We start from the raw sequence: 13484 nt of genomic DNA, 5'->3' as shown, positions 1-13484 counted from the left end.
CGTCCCCCGGACCCGAACCGCGGCGCCCCGGCGGCCGGCCTCCCGCCGGCCCCGGGGCGCACCGGTGCCGGTCAGCCCTCTTCGGCCGGAAGCACGTACGGCCGGGGCAGGTCCACCACGATCGCCTCCTGCGTGCCGCGGGCGACGACCACCGCCTCCTCGGCGTGGCCCGAGTCGTCCAGGAAGACGAACTCGGGTCGGCCACCGACCACATGGACCGCCGTCCCCGACTCCCCGGAATGGTGAACCGAGCCGTACGGATCGTCACCGTCGTCAAGGGCACGTCCTGCGCGTGGCCCCGGCATCCCGTCGACAAGGCGTCAAGTACCGGCCCGACCTTCGGTGTTCGCCGTCCGCAGGTCGCCCACGATCACATACGCCTCCCTGGCGGTCAGGCCGCCACGAGTCCCTCGGCGACGAACCTCTCCACGAACTCCCCCGCACGCCGGTCGAGATCGGCGTACTGCGCCTCTCGCTCGGCGCCCGTGACCGCTTCGCCGATCAGGAGGCTGCCCCCGGCGTCGACGCGCTGCGGGCGCTCCTCCGCGTCGGTGAGCAGGCCCACGGTGGAGCGGGAGAAGCCGCAGTAGTAGGCGATGCCTTCGCTCAGATTGGTCTCGAGGACGGTTTGCATCCCCTCCGCGACGGGATCGTCGGCGGTGGCGCCGGCGAGGCCCAGCCACAACACGCGCTTGCCGGCGAGGCGGGGCTTGCTGCGGCCGTAGGCGAACCCGTAGTTCCACACGCGGTCGATCCAGCCCTTGAGGATGGCGGGCACGCTCTGCCAGTACACCGGGAAGACGGCGACGAGGACATCGGCGTCGAGGATGCGCCGCATATGGGCGTGCGCTTCGTCCGAGTACGCCTTCTCCCTGTTGCCCCAGTCCGGCTGGTCCGACGTGTTCATCCGTGGGTCGAACCCCTCGGCGTGCAGGTCGAGCAGGTCGATGCGGTATCCGGCGGCTTCGAGCCGGGCGGCGGCACGGCGGGCCGTGTGCGCGGTGAGGGAATCGGTGCGGTGGTGTGCGACGACCACGAGGGCTGTCCCGGCATGGCTGTCGTGCTGTGTCACGGTGTCTCCCGGCTGGTCTCGGTCGATTCGGTGAATCCAGTACAGCCACAGCGGCGTGGATGATCCATGGGAGAAACGGTCCGATGCATAGGAGATCGTCTACGATGCGTCCCGTGGATCCTTTGAGTTCGCTGCTGAGCGGTATCCGGGCCGAGGGCTCGGTCGTCAGCCACGCCGTACTGACGAGGCCCTGGACCATCCGCTTCACCGACGACGCGCCACTCACCATGGTCAGCGTGCTGCGCGGCGGGGGCACCCTGCTGCTGCCCGACGGCACCGGGCGAACGGTCGGCGCGGGCGACACGGCCATCGTGCGCGGCCCCGCACCGTTCCGTCTCACGGACCGTCCCACCACTGTCCACGGTCCCGATGCCGCGTACGAGATCGCCTGCTTCGCCACGGACGCCGAGCGCGCCGCCCAGGAACTCGGCGGTATCCACTGGGGCGACGACTCGGAGGAGGCGACCGCGCTGATCGTGGGCGCCTACCGCGCCTCGGGTCGCCGCCACGAGCGGCTCCTGCGCGCCCTGCCGCCCGTCCTGGTGATCGAGGAGGACGCCGAGGTCTGTGCCTGGCTGGAGACGGCCGCCGCCGACGCCGCCCGGCTCTCGGCCGGTTCCCAGGCGCTGATGGACCGGCTCCTCGACTGGGCCCTGGTGTGCACGTTGCGCAGCTGGTTCGACCGAGCCGGCGCCGACGCGCCCAGCTGGTACCGGGGCCTCACCGACCCGGTCCTCGCCCCCGCCCTGCAGGCCTTCCACGACCGGCCCGCCGAGGCCTGGACGGTGGCGTCGCTGGCCGCTCGAGCCGGCGTCTCCCGGGCGCTGTTCGCCAAGCGCTTCACCAAGCTGATGGGCCGCCCGCCGTTCGCCTACCTCACGGAATGCCGCATGGACGAGGCCGAGGCGCTTCTGACCGACACCGACCTCAGCATCGCCCAGATCGGAAGGTCCGTCGGCTATGCCGACGCTTTCGGCTTCAGTGCCGCGTTCAAACGCCACACGGGCCTGAGCCCCAGCACGTTCCGCGCCGCGGCGGCCTGAGCCGCTGTCCGGCGACCGCGTGGTCACCGGTGGGCGCCGGCGTGCCGTCCGCGGTCGGCACGGCGTCCCGCGGGCACAGCCTCGCTCGGCTCCACGGCCCGGACATCGTCGGGCAGGGCCTGGTGAAACAGGACGGCGTAGTGACGACCTGCGTGCCCTGGCGGCTCCCACGGCATGTCAGCGGGCTGCCGCAGCTGCCGTGGGGGAAGGGCGGCCCTCCCCCTGACGGCCGCTCCCCGTGGTGCGGTGTCAACGGGCCGCGCGCCAGGCCGCCTCGTCGAAGTCGGCGGTCAGGCCGCCCCCGGTGAGGTCCCAGGCCCACATGCCGACGAACGCGCCGGTGAAGCCCAGGGCCCGGATCCGGCCGTCCTCGAATTCCTCGGCGTGCTCGTCGGACAGGACGGTGGCGTCGAGGGGCGGTCCGAGGGGGTGCCAGTCGTCTCCGGTGGCGTAGCGGAAACGCAGGACGGGCCCTCGCAGGTCGAGGCCGAGGCGCAGGCGGCGGACCTCACCGAGTGGTACTCCGCCGGCTTCGTCCACGCTCAGCGCGCCGCGGTCGCAGCCGGCCGCGCGCAGCACCGCCCGCCCTTCGTCGTCCGCCGTGACGTGCAGGAAGTACCAGTTGCGCGTGTTGTAGTACGCGGTGATCCCGGCCAGGTGCTGGAAGGACCGCGGCCGGTACTCCACCGTCGCCTCGAAGGAACCGTCCGCGGAGGTCACCCGGCGGCCCACCAGGCTGGGACCGGTCAGGCTCTGCGGGGAGCGGCCGCCGTGCAGCCGCAGATGGGACGGGCGGGCCGTGAGGGAGACCCAGTCGGGAGTCGCGGGGCGCCGCAGTGTGGACCACTGCGGCCCGAGCACCGGCCGGTCGAAACCGTCCGCCCCGTCCGCCCCGTCCGCGCTGTCGGCCTCGGTCCGCGTCGTCCCGCTGTCGTGGGCCGGCGGTCCGGGGGCGGGAACCTCCAGGGCGGGCAGGCCGGTGGGGACGCGCGGCCATCCGTCGTCGGTCCAGGTGACGGACGCCAGCGCGGTCTCACGGCCGAGCACGCAAGGGCCCCGGCGGCCGTGGGGCCGCGCGACGAGGTACGCCAGGTGCCAGCGGCCCCCGCCCGTCTCGACCAGGCTGCCGTGCCCGGCCTTCTGCAGGGCCAGGTCCGGGCGGTTCCGGGCGGTGATCAGCGGGCCGTGCGGGTCGCGTTCGTACGGGCCGGTCAGCCTGCGGGAGCGGGCGACGGTGACCTGGTGGTCGTAGCCCGTGCCGCCGTCCGCGGTCAGCAGGTAGTACCAGCCGGCTCGCCGGTAGAGGTTGGGACCCTCGATCCAGCCGGCCTGCGGCGGCAGCACGATCCGCACCGGGTCTCCGACCAGACGGCGCGCGGACCGGTCGTAACGGGTCGCCTCCAGACCGGCCGAGCCGCCGTGACCGGGCCGCCAGTCGTGCACCAGGTTCAGCAGCCAGCTCTCGGCGCCGTCGTGGAAGAGGGACGCGTCGAAGCCCCGCGCGTGCAGCGGCACGGGATCGGACCAGGGACCGTGGATCGACGGCGCCGTGGTGAGCTGGTTGGGACAGTCGGTGAAGCCTCCCGCATAGGTGGAGACGTTGCCGTAGACCAGGTGGAACAGCCCGTCCGCGTAGGAGAGGTTCGGTGCCCACACTCCCCCGGAGTCCGGGCAGCCGGTGAGATCGAGCAGACGCGTGGTGTCCAGGGCCCCGCCCAGCGGCCGCCAGTTCACGAGGTCGCGGGAGTGGTGCAGCCGTACGCCGGGGTGCCACTCGAACGTCGAGGTCGCCAGGTAGAAGTCGTCACCCACGCGCAGCGCGGACGGATCCGGGTGCGAACCCGGAAGGACCGGATTCCGGATGATCTGGGCAGCTGGTTGCCGCATGCGCCTCGTGTGCCTTTCGAACCCTGGACGACCGCACCGTAAAAGCACGAACCGTAATGTCGAACACGCTTGCGTGCAATGGGGCGTGGGCAGCGGCTCCGGCTCGTCCGCGCGGGTGGGGCGGCGCGCATCGTTCCGCCCGGCGGGCGACGGTGCCCCGGAACCACCGAAGGCCTCGTTCCCCTGCGGGACGAGGAGGTGACGCCGGCTGACGACCGGGCCCGGTCCCGTCGGTGGGACACGAGCCGGTCCCGGGGTCCGGCCGGCGGCCGGGGGCCTTGGCGGAGGCGGCGGTGCCGGCGCGGTGGTCACGGCCTCGACGTCCACCAGGAGTCGTGCTCCGGGATGAGCGCGGCCGGGGTGGTGGAGGGCCGGTTCACCGTGATGCCGGTCCGGGCGCAGGGGGTCGTGCCGGAAGTCCCGGCACCGGTGGCGGACTTCCGGGTGCGGCCGAACACCTCCCGCCGCTCCATGTCGCCGGACGTGCCGGTCGCGCGGAGGACCGGCTTCACCGCTCGTCCGGGGACCGCTCATGTCGATCTTGTGCAGCTTTGCAGTCGACGGCATGGAACCCGGACGAGGCCGCCCATCTCGCCACGCAGCACCTGTCGACTTCGTGATAGCACGGAGTGACCAGACAGAGAGGGCCTACGACGTCATGGGCATCTTCAGCCGCCGCCAGACAGACGTGATCGAGCCGACGCCGGCTGCCGGTGCCGGCGTGCCCGCAGCGAGGACCTCGTCCACCGGTGTCGCGCTGGATCCGAAGCTGCGGGCGCTGACCGGACGGTGGACCATCGACCGCCCGCACAGCCGCATCGGATTCTCCGTCCGGCACGCGATGGTGACGACGGTGCGGGGCGCTTTCAACGACTACGACAGCACTCTGTACTTCGACGGAGCGCGGCCCTCCGAGTCGCGTGCCGAGCTCGTCATCCGGGTCGCCAGCGTCGACACGGGCGTGGAACAGAGGGACGCGCACCTCACCGGCCCCGACTTCTTCGACGTGCGGCGCCACCCGGAAATGGTGTTCCGCAGCACCTCCACCGTCCACGAGGGCGGGGAGAGCTTCCGCATGACGGGAGAGCTGACCATCCGCGGCGTCACCCGGCCCGTCGACCTGCAACTCGACTACCTCGGCTCGGTCCTGGATCCGTTCGGGTACGAGCGGGCCGGCTTCGACGGCACCACCACCATCGACCGCACGGAATGGGGCCTGGCCTACAACCAGCGCCTCAAGAACGGCGGCGCCATGGTGAGCGAGAAGGTCCGGTTGCAGTTCGACATCTCCGCGATCCGGGTCACGACGTAACCGCCTGACGGACGTCTTCGCCTTCCGGGAAGCGCTCGCGTCTCTGTGGACGGCCACCGGCCGCGGTGGAACGCACGGTCCACGTCCCCGGCCGGCCCGGCGTACGGCCGCGCCGCCACCCGGAGATGCGCCGAACCGAGCCGCCCGGCGGTGGCGGCGGTCGAACCCCGGCACGTCTCGTCCGCCACCCGGTCGGTGACGTACCGGCAGCGGTGGCCGACCGAAGCGCAGCCGGGCGGACGACGTCCCGACCCCGGCCGCACCTCCCCTTCCGCCCCGTCCCCTCCTCTCGCTCCGGCCGGAGACGGGGGCGGAAGCGGCTGCGCCGGGGACGTCGGCGCCCCGAGCACGCCGGAACCGCTCGACCGCTCGGTGGCCTGCACACAGGCACGGGACCGGCGGAAGGAGAAGACTGTCCCTCAAACGCAGGCACCGATGAGAAGCTCGGACCATGACCAGTGACCATCGCGCAGGACCGCCCCGCTCGGGAAGCGAACGCGACATGCTGCGGGCCTTCCTCGACCACCACCGCGCGACCCTCGCCATGAAGTGCGAAGGGCTCACCGACGAGGAACTGCGGCAGCGGTCGATGCCGCCGTCGGCGCTTTCGCTGCTCGGTCTGGTGCGGCACATGGCGGAGGTGGAGCGTGCCTGGTTCCGCCGGGTGTTCGAAGACAACGACGCACCCATGGTCTGGTCCGACGAGATCGACTTCCAGGCGGCGTACGACGCGAGCGCGTCGACCAGGGACGAGGCGTTCGCGGCCTGGGAGGCCGAGGTGGAGGACTCACGCCGTATCGAGCGGGAGGCGGAGTCCCTGGACCGGACCGGATACCAGCCACGATGGGGCGAGGAGGTGTCGCTGCGCATGGTGATGATGCACGTGCTCCTGGAGTACGGCCGTCACAACGGGCACGCCGACTTCCTGCGTGAGGGTGTCGACGGGACCGTGGGCGCCTGAGTCCGCAGGAGTCACCTGTCCCCGCATGCTCGTCCGGTCCGGGAGAGCATCCGCTCGCCGCCCGGCTCGCCCGGGAGGTGCCGTTCGGATCCGCCGTGCTCGAGGGCTTCGGACAGCACGGCCCCGCCCGAGGCGTGTGGGCACCGCCGGCCGGCGGGCCTCGCCCGTGGACAGACCTGTGACGCCCCCGCTGCCGTGGCCGGGCCCGTGGGCGACGAGACCCCGACGTGAGCCCCGTGCGCTCGTGCGCCGCATCCCCCGCCCTGAACCCGCTCGTTCGGGGTACCCGCGCCGTCATCGGACAGCGCCGGGCGCATGACCGGGCCCGGCCTGCAGGAACCCGGAGAGAGGGGAGGTGACCTCCGTGTCGAGCATGCAGTCGCACCATGCCGGATCCGTTCCGGACACCGACCGCTCCGGCCAGGAGCCGGTGAGCGAGCTGGTGCAACGGGCCTCGCAACAGCTCACCGAGCTGGTGCGCGGTGAACTGCGCCTGGCCCAGGCGGAGATGAAGCAGAAGGGCAAGCGCTACGGCAAGGGTGGTGGCTTGTTCGGCGGTGCCGGCGTCGTCGGTTTCCTCATGGCGCAGGCACTGGTCGCCAGCGTGATCGCCGCACTGGCGGTGGCGCTGCCGGTGTGGGCGGCCGGACTGATCGTCACAGGGGTGCTGGGTGTGATCGCCGCGGTGCTGGTCATGAGTGGAAAGAAGCAGGTCGACCAAGCCGCGCCGCCCACGCCCGAGCAGACGGTCGAGAGCGTGAAGGCCGACGTGGCCGAGATCAAGGAGAGTGCGCACCGATGACCCAGCCGCCCCACGACGAGCCCACCGCCTCCAGTCCTCAGGAACTGCGCGAGCAGGTCGAGCGGACCCGCACCGAGCTCGGGAAGACGGTCGAGGCGCTCGCGGCGAAGACCGATGTCAAGGCGCGCGCCCAGGAGAAGGCCGCCGAGGTCAGGGAGCAGGCCGCGGCGAAGGCCGGCGAACTGAAGGGACAGGCCTCGCTCAAGGGCGGGGAGCTGAAGGAGAAGGCCGCCGGCCTGGCTCGACAGGCGCAGGACAGGCTGCCCGACCCGGTCAAGGACAGGGCTGCCCAGGCCGCCGGGCAGGCCCGGGCGAAGGCGGCCCGGGCCGGTCGGATGTGGCAGGACAAGGCGCCCGAGCCGGTGCGGCAGAGGACCGCCCAGGGGGCGCGACTGGCGCGTGACAACCGCAAGGCGCTGCTGACGGCAGCGGGCGCGGCGGTCGTGGTGTGGCTGGCTTGCCGCCGCCGGAAGGGATGAGCCGGGTGGAGGCACCGGAGATCGCCCACAGGCCGGCCCTGCGCTCGGTGCCGTCGGTGGCACGGCCGCGGGAACGTCCCGGCAGGCGTGGGGGACGTCCGGCCGTGCCGAGGGCGTCCCGGAGACCACCGGCGGAGCACGCTCCCGGCGCGAGGTCCTCCTCGCCGCCACGCTCCACGGCGCAGCCTTCGCCGGCTCCGACGCCTGACCGGAACCTGCCCGGCTGACGGGCGGGAGGAGGCGGGAGGGCCGGCGGAACACGAACACCGGCCCTCCCGTCTCCCGACCAGACACTCCTACGAAGGACCGTTCACCGTCATGTCCGATCAGCATGCGGCCGCCACGCTGACCGCTGCAGCAGTCATCGCCACGATCCTGGTCGCCCGGGCAGTCGTCCTCCGCCAGGACGGTCGAAGGCGTGACGCCCGCGAAGCGCACCTGGCGCGCGGTCGCACCGCACCGTGCGCCGACGAGAACGAGAGCGCGTCTTCTCCTGCGGCCGCCCTCCGGGACGCCGCCTCCTGCGCCGTGCGAGAGGCTGAACAGCACGTCCACGCCTGCTGGCAGCAGTTCCGAACACAGGCCAATCCGCCCGAGTGACCTGCGTGGGAGAGGCGAAGCGGGCCGCGGAACCGGCTTCGGCAACGCGCCGCCGTGATGTCCCGGGCGGTCACCGAGCGGTCGGCCCGCTTCGTCACCCTCGACGGCGTCGCACCCCGTGGAGACGGGCGGGGCCCGCCGTCGCACCACAAGCTCCGCACGCCGCAGCCGGAAATCCACCACTTCGGGATCACCGCAGGGCCGCACCCGCGCACGCGCACCTCCCGCGCGAACCGGCCGCGCACCAAGCCCTCGGCACGCCCTGACGGCGCCGCACGAGGAGCCGGGCATGGTGCGGTCGCACCACGGCGTCACGCTCGGGGATGACCCGGCGGCAGCGCACGGCCGGCCGCGTTCCTCAGCCTGCACGTCCTCGACCCGGGCACGCGCACTGACGTCGCGCTCTCCAGGCCGCCGTCAACCGCGCGCGTGAGCAGGGCGGTCCGGGGGTGCCGTTCACGCACCGCGTGCCCGGCCGGGAGGACCGTGAGGTGAAGGCCGGGGGGATCGGCCCCGCTCGCCGGGCCTCCGTCCCCGTGGTCGGAGTCTCAGTCGGATCCGGCCGGCTCTTCCCCGTTCTTCCGCGTCCGCCTTTCTTCCTTCTGCGCTTTCCCCTGGCCCCTCGCAGCCGTTTCGGACTTGCCGGGCCGTTCGCCGGAGACCTTCGCCCCGCTCAGCCCCTCCGTGCCGGAGGGGTGCGTGGTCAGGCCGCCCTCGGTACCGTCCGGCCGCGAGCGGGGCGTTGAGGCTCCGGTGCCGTGCGCGGCTGTGCCGGTGGCCGGGTCCCGGACCGGGTCGGCCGGGGCGGAGCGGGGGCTTCGCCCCGCAACGGCGTCACGGGACGGTTCGGCCGGGGTACCGGGGGCGGAGGACGACGGAGCCGCGGATGCCGCGTCGTCCCTTTCGGCGGCGGTGTGCGGTGGGCCGGCCGGCGCGGAGGGGCGGTCGGCGGCCCGTGTCCCCTTCTCGCCGCCTCCCTGGTGTGAGGGGCCGTCGGGGAGGGCGAGGGCGGTGGTCAACACGGCGGCGAGCGCGGCGGTTCCACCCACGACGAGGGTGCGGCGCCGCGCGGCACTGGCTTTCGGCCCGGTCGCGCCGCCGGTGGGCGACGGCCTCGGGTGCGTGGGCCCGGCGTCCCGCACCGGCCCCCGGCTCGGCGCGACGCTCGTGGCACGGGGCGCGGAGGGGACGACGGACACGGAATCCGCCGTGCCGGCGAGGGCGGCCAGCAGCCGGGCGCACTCGTGTGCCGTGGGGCGTTCCGACTCGTCCAGGGCGGTCATGCTCCGCAGCAGGGCCGCGAAGTCCTTCGGCAGGGAGTCGGGCAGTACGGGCAGGCGATGGAGCCGTGCGATCGCGGCCTCGAGGGGGCCTCCGTCGTATTCGAGCCTGCCGGTGAGGCACTCGAGGAGCACGAGACCGAGGGCGTAGATGTCGGCGGGCAGGCCGACGGACCGGCCGAGCACCTGCTCGGGGGACAGGTACGCGGCGGTGCCGATGAGTGTGCCGGTGGCGGTACGGGTGGTGGCGTCGAGCAGTCGGGAGATGCCGAAGTCGGTCAGGTGGGGGTGCCCGGATGCGTCCAGGATGATGTTGGACGGCTTCACATCGCGGTGAACGATCTCCGCCTCGTGCGCGTGGGCCAGGGCCTCGGCGAGGCCGGCGCCGAGTGCGGCTGTCTCTTCGGGGGGCAGGGGGCCTCCGGCGATGCGGCCTTTCAGCGTGGGGCCTTCGATCAGTTGCATGACCAGGTAGGCGCGGCCCTTGTGCCTTCCGGCGTCATAGGCGGTGACCAGCCCGGGATGCTGCAGCCTGGCCAGGATGACCGCTTCGCTCCCGAAACGTTCCTCCATGTCGGTGTCGGCACCGGACCGGAAGACCTTGACGGCTACCGATCGCCTCAGACGCAGGTCGAAGCCGCGGTGGACGTCGGCGGCACCGCCCGAGCCGATGAGTGCGTCCAGACGGTACCGTCCGGCCAGCACCTCGGCGGAATACCAGGAGGTCAGCGACGAAGCCGACTCACGGAGCCTCATTCCATCTCCCACTGCTTCGAAGAGGTGTCCGTACGGACGCTCACTGCTGACGGGATTTCGCACGCACGTACCCGTGAGGGGTCGAGCCGTCCCAACGGGTCGGAGCCCGCCGGTCCGTGCGCCCGGGCCCTGGACCGACCGGCCGATGAAGCTCTTGCGGCCGGCATCGCCACCGGCCGCGGTTGTGAAGGCCTCGCCCGGTGTCCGCCGTCGGGACGACCCCGCTGCCACGCGGGAGGAAACCGCGGGAGAACCTTCATCCGGTGCTCCTCGCAACGGCGGCGGGCCGGAGGTGGGAGCAGTGGTCGTCGGTGGCCGCCTGGGGAATGCGCATCCTGTGCAGCAGGTCACGCGTGAGGCGATGGCCGTCGGTGGCGCGCCAGGTGACGCCGGGGTACCGGGAACGCAGATGCGACAGCGCCCTGGTGCCCAGTCCGCTGTCGCGGAACGAACCGTCGATGACCACGTCGGTGATCACGCCCTTGGCGCACTCCTCGCACGTCCGGTAGGTCACCTGGCCGACCACCTTGCGGATGTGGACCAGCAGCAGGCACTCCTCACTTGCCGCACCGGGCGCGGGCGACCGCACCAGCCCGACCGCGCGGTAGGCCAGGAGCCTGCGCCGCCACCGGCCCCTGCGCCGTCCGGCGCGCCGGTGCTTGCCTGCGTTCCTCCGCGGCGACACGACGGACCGCGGCTCCGACGGCCGACCGTGCGCGACGCCCCCGGCGGGTGTGTGATCGTGATGCATGGAGTAGCTGGTTCCCCATTGTGTGGGAGCGATGTCCGCATCTCCCCCGGCTGATCGGAACCGATCGGCGCACCCGGGGGAATGGAACCCGCGCCCTCGACCGCGAAGATCCCCTGCGCCACACAGCGGGACGCCACCCGGAAGGGGAGCGGAGTGACGCGGACGAAGCGAGGACGTCACCGGGTCCTGGACCATCGGTCCGAGGTCGGTCTCAGGGGACGGCAAGCCGCTGAGACGAGTCGCGTACGACGAGTTCGCACGCGACGGTCACACTTCCGTGGTCCTCGCCCGCGCGGCTGCCGAACAGCCGGTGAGCGGCTTGCCTGCCCAGTTCCTCGAGGCGCATGCTGACGCTGCTGAGGGGTGGGCGGGAGCCCAGGGTGAGAGCGTCCCAGTCGTCGAAGCCGACGATGCCGAGGTCGTCGGGGACCCTGCGGCCCAGTTCCCGGGCCGCTTCGACGGCACCGCGGTCATGCCCAGCACCGTCGACGGACGGCAGGCCCACAAGGACGACCCACTCGCCAACGACCAGGACTGGCACCTGGTCACCTGGTCACCTGGTCACCTGGCTCGGACTCGCCCGCGACGAGGACATGCCGCTGTCCTGACGCCGGACGACGACATGAGCCGGCGGGGCGGTGGCAGCCGAACGGTTCACGCCGACGGGCCTCCAGGCGCGGCCTCGCGGTCTCATCGCCGGTTCACAGGAAGGTCTTACGGAAAAGCAAGGATCATGGGCGAGTGTCGCGATCATGAACGCACACCGTCCCCGTACCCCCGCCGCCGAGCGCACCCGCCGCTGGTTCATGAACCGGTCGCTGCTGCTCGGCGGTGCCGCCGCCGTGGCGACCATGACCGGCTGTTCCGCCGGGTCGTCGGACGCGACCGGCTCCACGTCCGGTGCCGCTCGGAGCGGGATGCCGTCCGGTGGGCCCGGTGGCGCCGGGGGCATGGGCCCCGGCGCCACCGAGGTCGAGTACGCCGACTTCAAGGGCGTCACCACCGACGGGAAGGTCGTCGACGACCTCTTCTCGATCCACTCCACCGGTGTCTCGACGGACGCCGTGGTGAAGGCCGCGCAGGCGTTCCTGGACGGACTCAGCGCCAAGGTGCGCCGAGCGTCCGTGTTCGACGTGGACGACGACGAGTGGCTGGCCTGGAGCAACGTCGACGGCTACACACGCGAGGGCGCCCGCATGGGCGATCTGACCGAGAAGCAGCAGAGCCTCGGCTACGCCCTGCTCGGCGCGGCGCTGTCCGCCGACGGGCTGACCCGGACCCGCAACATCATGAAGCTCAACGCGTTCCTGGGCGACTACAACGGCGGCGGGAAGGAGACGCTGACCGAGGGGCACTACTACTTCACCTTCATGGGCACCCCCTCCACGACCAAGCCCTGGGGCTTCCAGTACGAGGGCCACCACCTGGCCGTCAACTACTTCGTCCTCGGCGACCAGGTCGTCATGTCCCCCACCTTCATGGGCTCGGAGCCGACCTCGGCCACCTACGACGGTGAGAAGATCACCCTCTTCAAGCCGGAGACCAAGGCCGGTCTGGCACTGCTGCGGTCCCTGACCTCGGCGCAGCGCAAGAAGGTGATGTCCGCCGACGAGAAGGGCGGCACCGACATGGTGGCCGGCGCCGGCCAGGACAACCTGGAGCTGGCCTACCAGGGCCTCGCCGCCAGGGAGTTCACCTCCGCCCAGCGCCGGAAACTGCTCGATCTGGTCGGCGTCTACGTCGGCTGCATGGACGACGGTCACGCCGCGGTGAAGATGAAGGAGGTGCAGGAGCACCTCGACGACACGTACTTCTACTGGATCGGCGAGACCGAGGACTCCTCCGCGTTCTACTACCGGGTGCACAGCCCGGTCGTGCTCATCGAGTACGACGCCCAGTCCCCGCTGGCCTACGGCGAGAACGCCCGGATGGGCGGCGGTGCCCCCAGCGGCCAGCCGTCCGGCATGCCGAGCGGCCAGCCCACCGGTATGCCCAGCGGCGGTCCGGGAGGCGGCATGGGCGGTACCCCCACCCAGCAGCACATCCACACCATCATCCGCACCCCCAACGGCGGTGACTACGGAGTGGACCTGCTCAAGCTCCACCTGGAGACCGACCACTGACGCGCGGCTCCCCCCTGCCTCACGTCCGGCCCGCGCTCTCCGTGGCGTAACGCCGCACCTGAGGGACGCGTGGTGACCGTGCCGGGGCACACACCGACGTGCAGGTCCCACAACTGGCCCACGAAGGTGGTGACCGGGGTCTTCGTCTCCACCCGAGAAGTAACGCACTCCCGCTTCCTGATGCTCCGACAGGTCCTGGAAAAAGCCCGGCTCGATGGACGCGGGCGCCCCGCGGTCCCGCTGGAAGGCGACCGCCCGGTCCCCCTCCACCACGCCGATGACCCGGCCGATGACGGCCTTGGCGGTGTCCTCGTCCGGGGTGCCGTGCACGACGACCACGAACCGGGCCTCGGAGGGGCCGAGGCCGAGGGAGAGGACGGTGCGGCCGCGTTCCGTCCGGAAGGTCGCCGGGGCGACA

At 72.3% G+C, this 13484-nt stretch carries 12 protein-coding genes and 2 pseudogenes; 7 read left to right on the top strand and 7 right to left on the bottom strand.

The features are described from left to right. Positions 1-71: 71 nt before the first annotated feature. Positions 72-245 (bottom strand): annotated as a pseudogene (locus AB0A94_RS26640) (cupin); the annotation flags it as partial. Between the two features lie 146 nt (positions 246-391). Further along, a complete protein-coding gene (locus AB0A94_RS26635; protein ID WP_361748316.1) occupies positions 392-1072 on the bottom strand; it encodes an NAD(P)H oxidoreductase in 681 nt (226 codons plus the stop codon). 104 nt (positions 1073-1176) lie between these two features. Here AB0A94_RS26635 and AB0A94_RS26630 point away from each other — a divergent pair, with 104 nt between their 5' ends. After that, positions 1177-2115 carry an AraC family transcriptional regulator gene (locus AB0A94_RS26630; protein ID WP_361748314.1) on the top strand — a complete coding sequence of 313 codons (939 nt, stop codon included), beginning with the start codon at positions 1177-1179 and terminating at the stop codon, positions 2113-2115. A gap of 258 nt (positions 2116-2373) precedes the next feature. Here AB0A94_RS26630 and AB0A94_RS26625 read toward each other — a convergent pair. Together AB0A94_RS26625 and AB0A94_RS26620 are read right to left on the bottom strand one after the other, a co-directional pair. Further along, positions 2374-4002, bottom strand: a pseudogene (locus AB0A94_RS26625) (glycoside hydrolase family 43 protein); the annotation flags it as partial. Positions 4003-4310: 308 nt separating this feature from the next. Then, positions 4311-4514 (bottom strand): hypothetical protein, encoded by a 204-nt coding sequence (locus tag AB0A94_RS26620; RefSeq protein WP_361748312.1) that lies wholly within the window; start codon positions 4512-4514, stop codon positions 4311-4313. A gap of 146 nt (positions 4515-4660) precedes the next feature. Between AB0A94_RS26620 and AB0A94_RS26615 the strand changes: the two genes are divergently transcribed. From AB0A94_RS26615 to AB0A94_RS26595, 5 genes are all read left to right on the top strand, one after another. Next, positions 4661-5314: a YceI family protein gene (locus AB0A94_RS26615; RefSeq protein WP_361748310.1), complete on the top strand. Its 654-nt coding sequence runs from the start codon at positions 4661-4663 to the stop codon at positions 5312-5314. Between the two features lie 451 nt (positions 5315-5765). Continuing rightward, a complete protein-coding gene (locus AB0A94_RS26610; RefSeq protein ID WP_361748308.1) occupies positions 5766-6275 on the top strand; it encodes a DinB family protein in 510 nt (169 codons plus the stop codon). Positions 6276-6648: 373 nt separating this feature from the next. Then, positions 6649-7077 (top strand): phage holin family protein, encoded by a 429-nt coding sequence (locus tag AB0A94_RS26605; RefSeq protein ID WP_361748479.1) that lies wholly within the window; start codon positions 6649-6651, stop codon positions 7075-7077. Continuing rightward, on the top strand, positions 7074-7556 hold the full coding sequence (locus AB0A94_RS26600) for a DUF3618 domain-containing protein (protein ID WP_361748306.1): 483 nt from the start codon (positions 7074-7076) through the stop codon (positions 7554-7556). Before AB0A94_RS26605 ends, AB0A94_RS26600 begins: the two co-directional genes overlap by 4 nt. 318 nt (positions 7557-7874) lie before the next feature. Further along, positions 7875-8156 carry a hypothetical protein gene (locus AB0A94_RS26595; RefSeq protein ID WP_361748304.1) on the top strand — a complete coding sequence of 94 codons (282 nt, stop codon included), beginning with the start codon at positions 7875-7877 and terminating at the stop codon, positions 8154-8156. A 548-nt stretch (positions 8157-8704) separates the two neighbouring features. Here the strand turns inward: AB0A94_RS26595 and AB0A94_RS26590 are convergent. The 3 genes from AB0A94_RS26590 to AB0A94_RS26580 all read right to left on the bottom strand — a co-directional run bounded on the left by AB0A94_RS26590 (position 8705) and on the right by AB0A94_RS26580 (position 11484). Beyond that, positions 8705-10192 (bottom strand): protein kinase, encoded by a 1488-nt coding sequence (locus AB0A94_RS26590; RefSeq protein ID WP_361748301.1) that lies wholly within the window; start codon positions 10190-10192, stop codon positions 8705-8707. Between the two features lie 256 nt (positions 10193-10448). After that, on the bottom strand, positions 10449-10877 hold the full coding sequence (locus AB0A94_RS26585; RefSeq protein WP_361748299.1) for a hypothetical protein: 429 nt from the start codon (positions 10875-10877) through the stop codon (positions 10449-10451). A gap of 277 nt (positions 10878-11154) precedes the next feature. After that, positions 11155-11484, bottom strand: a complete 330-nt coding sequence (locus AB0A94_RS26580) for a substrate-binding domain-containing protein (RefSeq protein WP_361748297.1) — start codon at positions 11482-11484, stop codon at positions 11155-11157. A gap of 211 nt (positions 11485-11695) precedes the next feature. Between AB0A94_RS26580 and AB0A94_RS26575 the strand changes: the two genes are divergently transcribed. Then, positions 11696-13066 (top strand): DUF3500 domain-containing protein, encoded by a 1371-nt coding sequence (locus AB0A94_RS26575; protein ID WP_361748295.1) that lies wholly within the window; start codon positions 11696-11698, stop codon positions 13064-13066. The last annotated feature ends 418 nt before the right edge of the window (positions 13067-13484 follow it).

Source organism: Streptomyces sp. NPDC044984 (assembly GCF_040646935.1).
Lineage (GTDB): Bacteria > Actinomycetota > Actinomycetes > Streptomycetales > Streptomycetaceae > Streptomyces.
This window is presented reverse-complemented; position numbering and strand designations above follow the sequence as displayed.

Coding starts and splice junctions, on each gene's coding strand:
- AB0A94_RS26575 (WP_361748295.1), top strand. CDS start 11,696: ATGAACGCACACCGTCCCCGTACCCCCGCCGCCGAGCGCACCCGCCGC.
- AB0A94_RS26610 (WP_361748308.1), top strand. CDS start 5,766: ATGACCAGTGACCATCGCGCAGGACCGCCCCGCTCGGGAAGCGAACGC.
- AB0A94_RS26630 (WP_361748314.1), top strand. CDS start 1,177: ATGCGTCCCGTGGATCCTTTGAGTTCGCTGCTGAGCGGTATCCGGGCC.
- AB0A94_RS26605 (WP_361748479.1), top strand. CDS start 6,649: ATGCAGTCGCACCATGCCGGATCCGTTCCGGACACCGACCGCTCCGGC.
- AB0A94_RS26600 (WP_361748306.1), top strand. CDS start 7,074: ATGACCCAGCCGCCCCACGACGAGCCCACCGCCTCCAGTCCTCAGGAA.
- AB0A94_RS26595 (WP_361748304.1), top strand. CDS start 7,875: ATGTCCGATCAGCATGCGGCCGCCACGCTGACCGCTGCAGCAGTCATC.
- AB0A94_RS26590 (WP_361748301.1), bottom strand. CDS start 10,192: ATGAGGCTCCGTGAGTCGGCTTCGTCGCTGACCTCCTGGTATTCCGCC.
- AB0A94_RS26615 (WP_361748310.1), top strand. CDS start 4,661: ATGGGCATCTTCAGCCGCCGCCAGACAGACGTGATCGAGCCGACGCCG.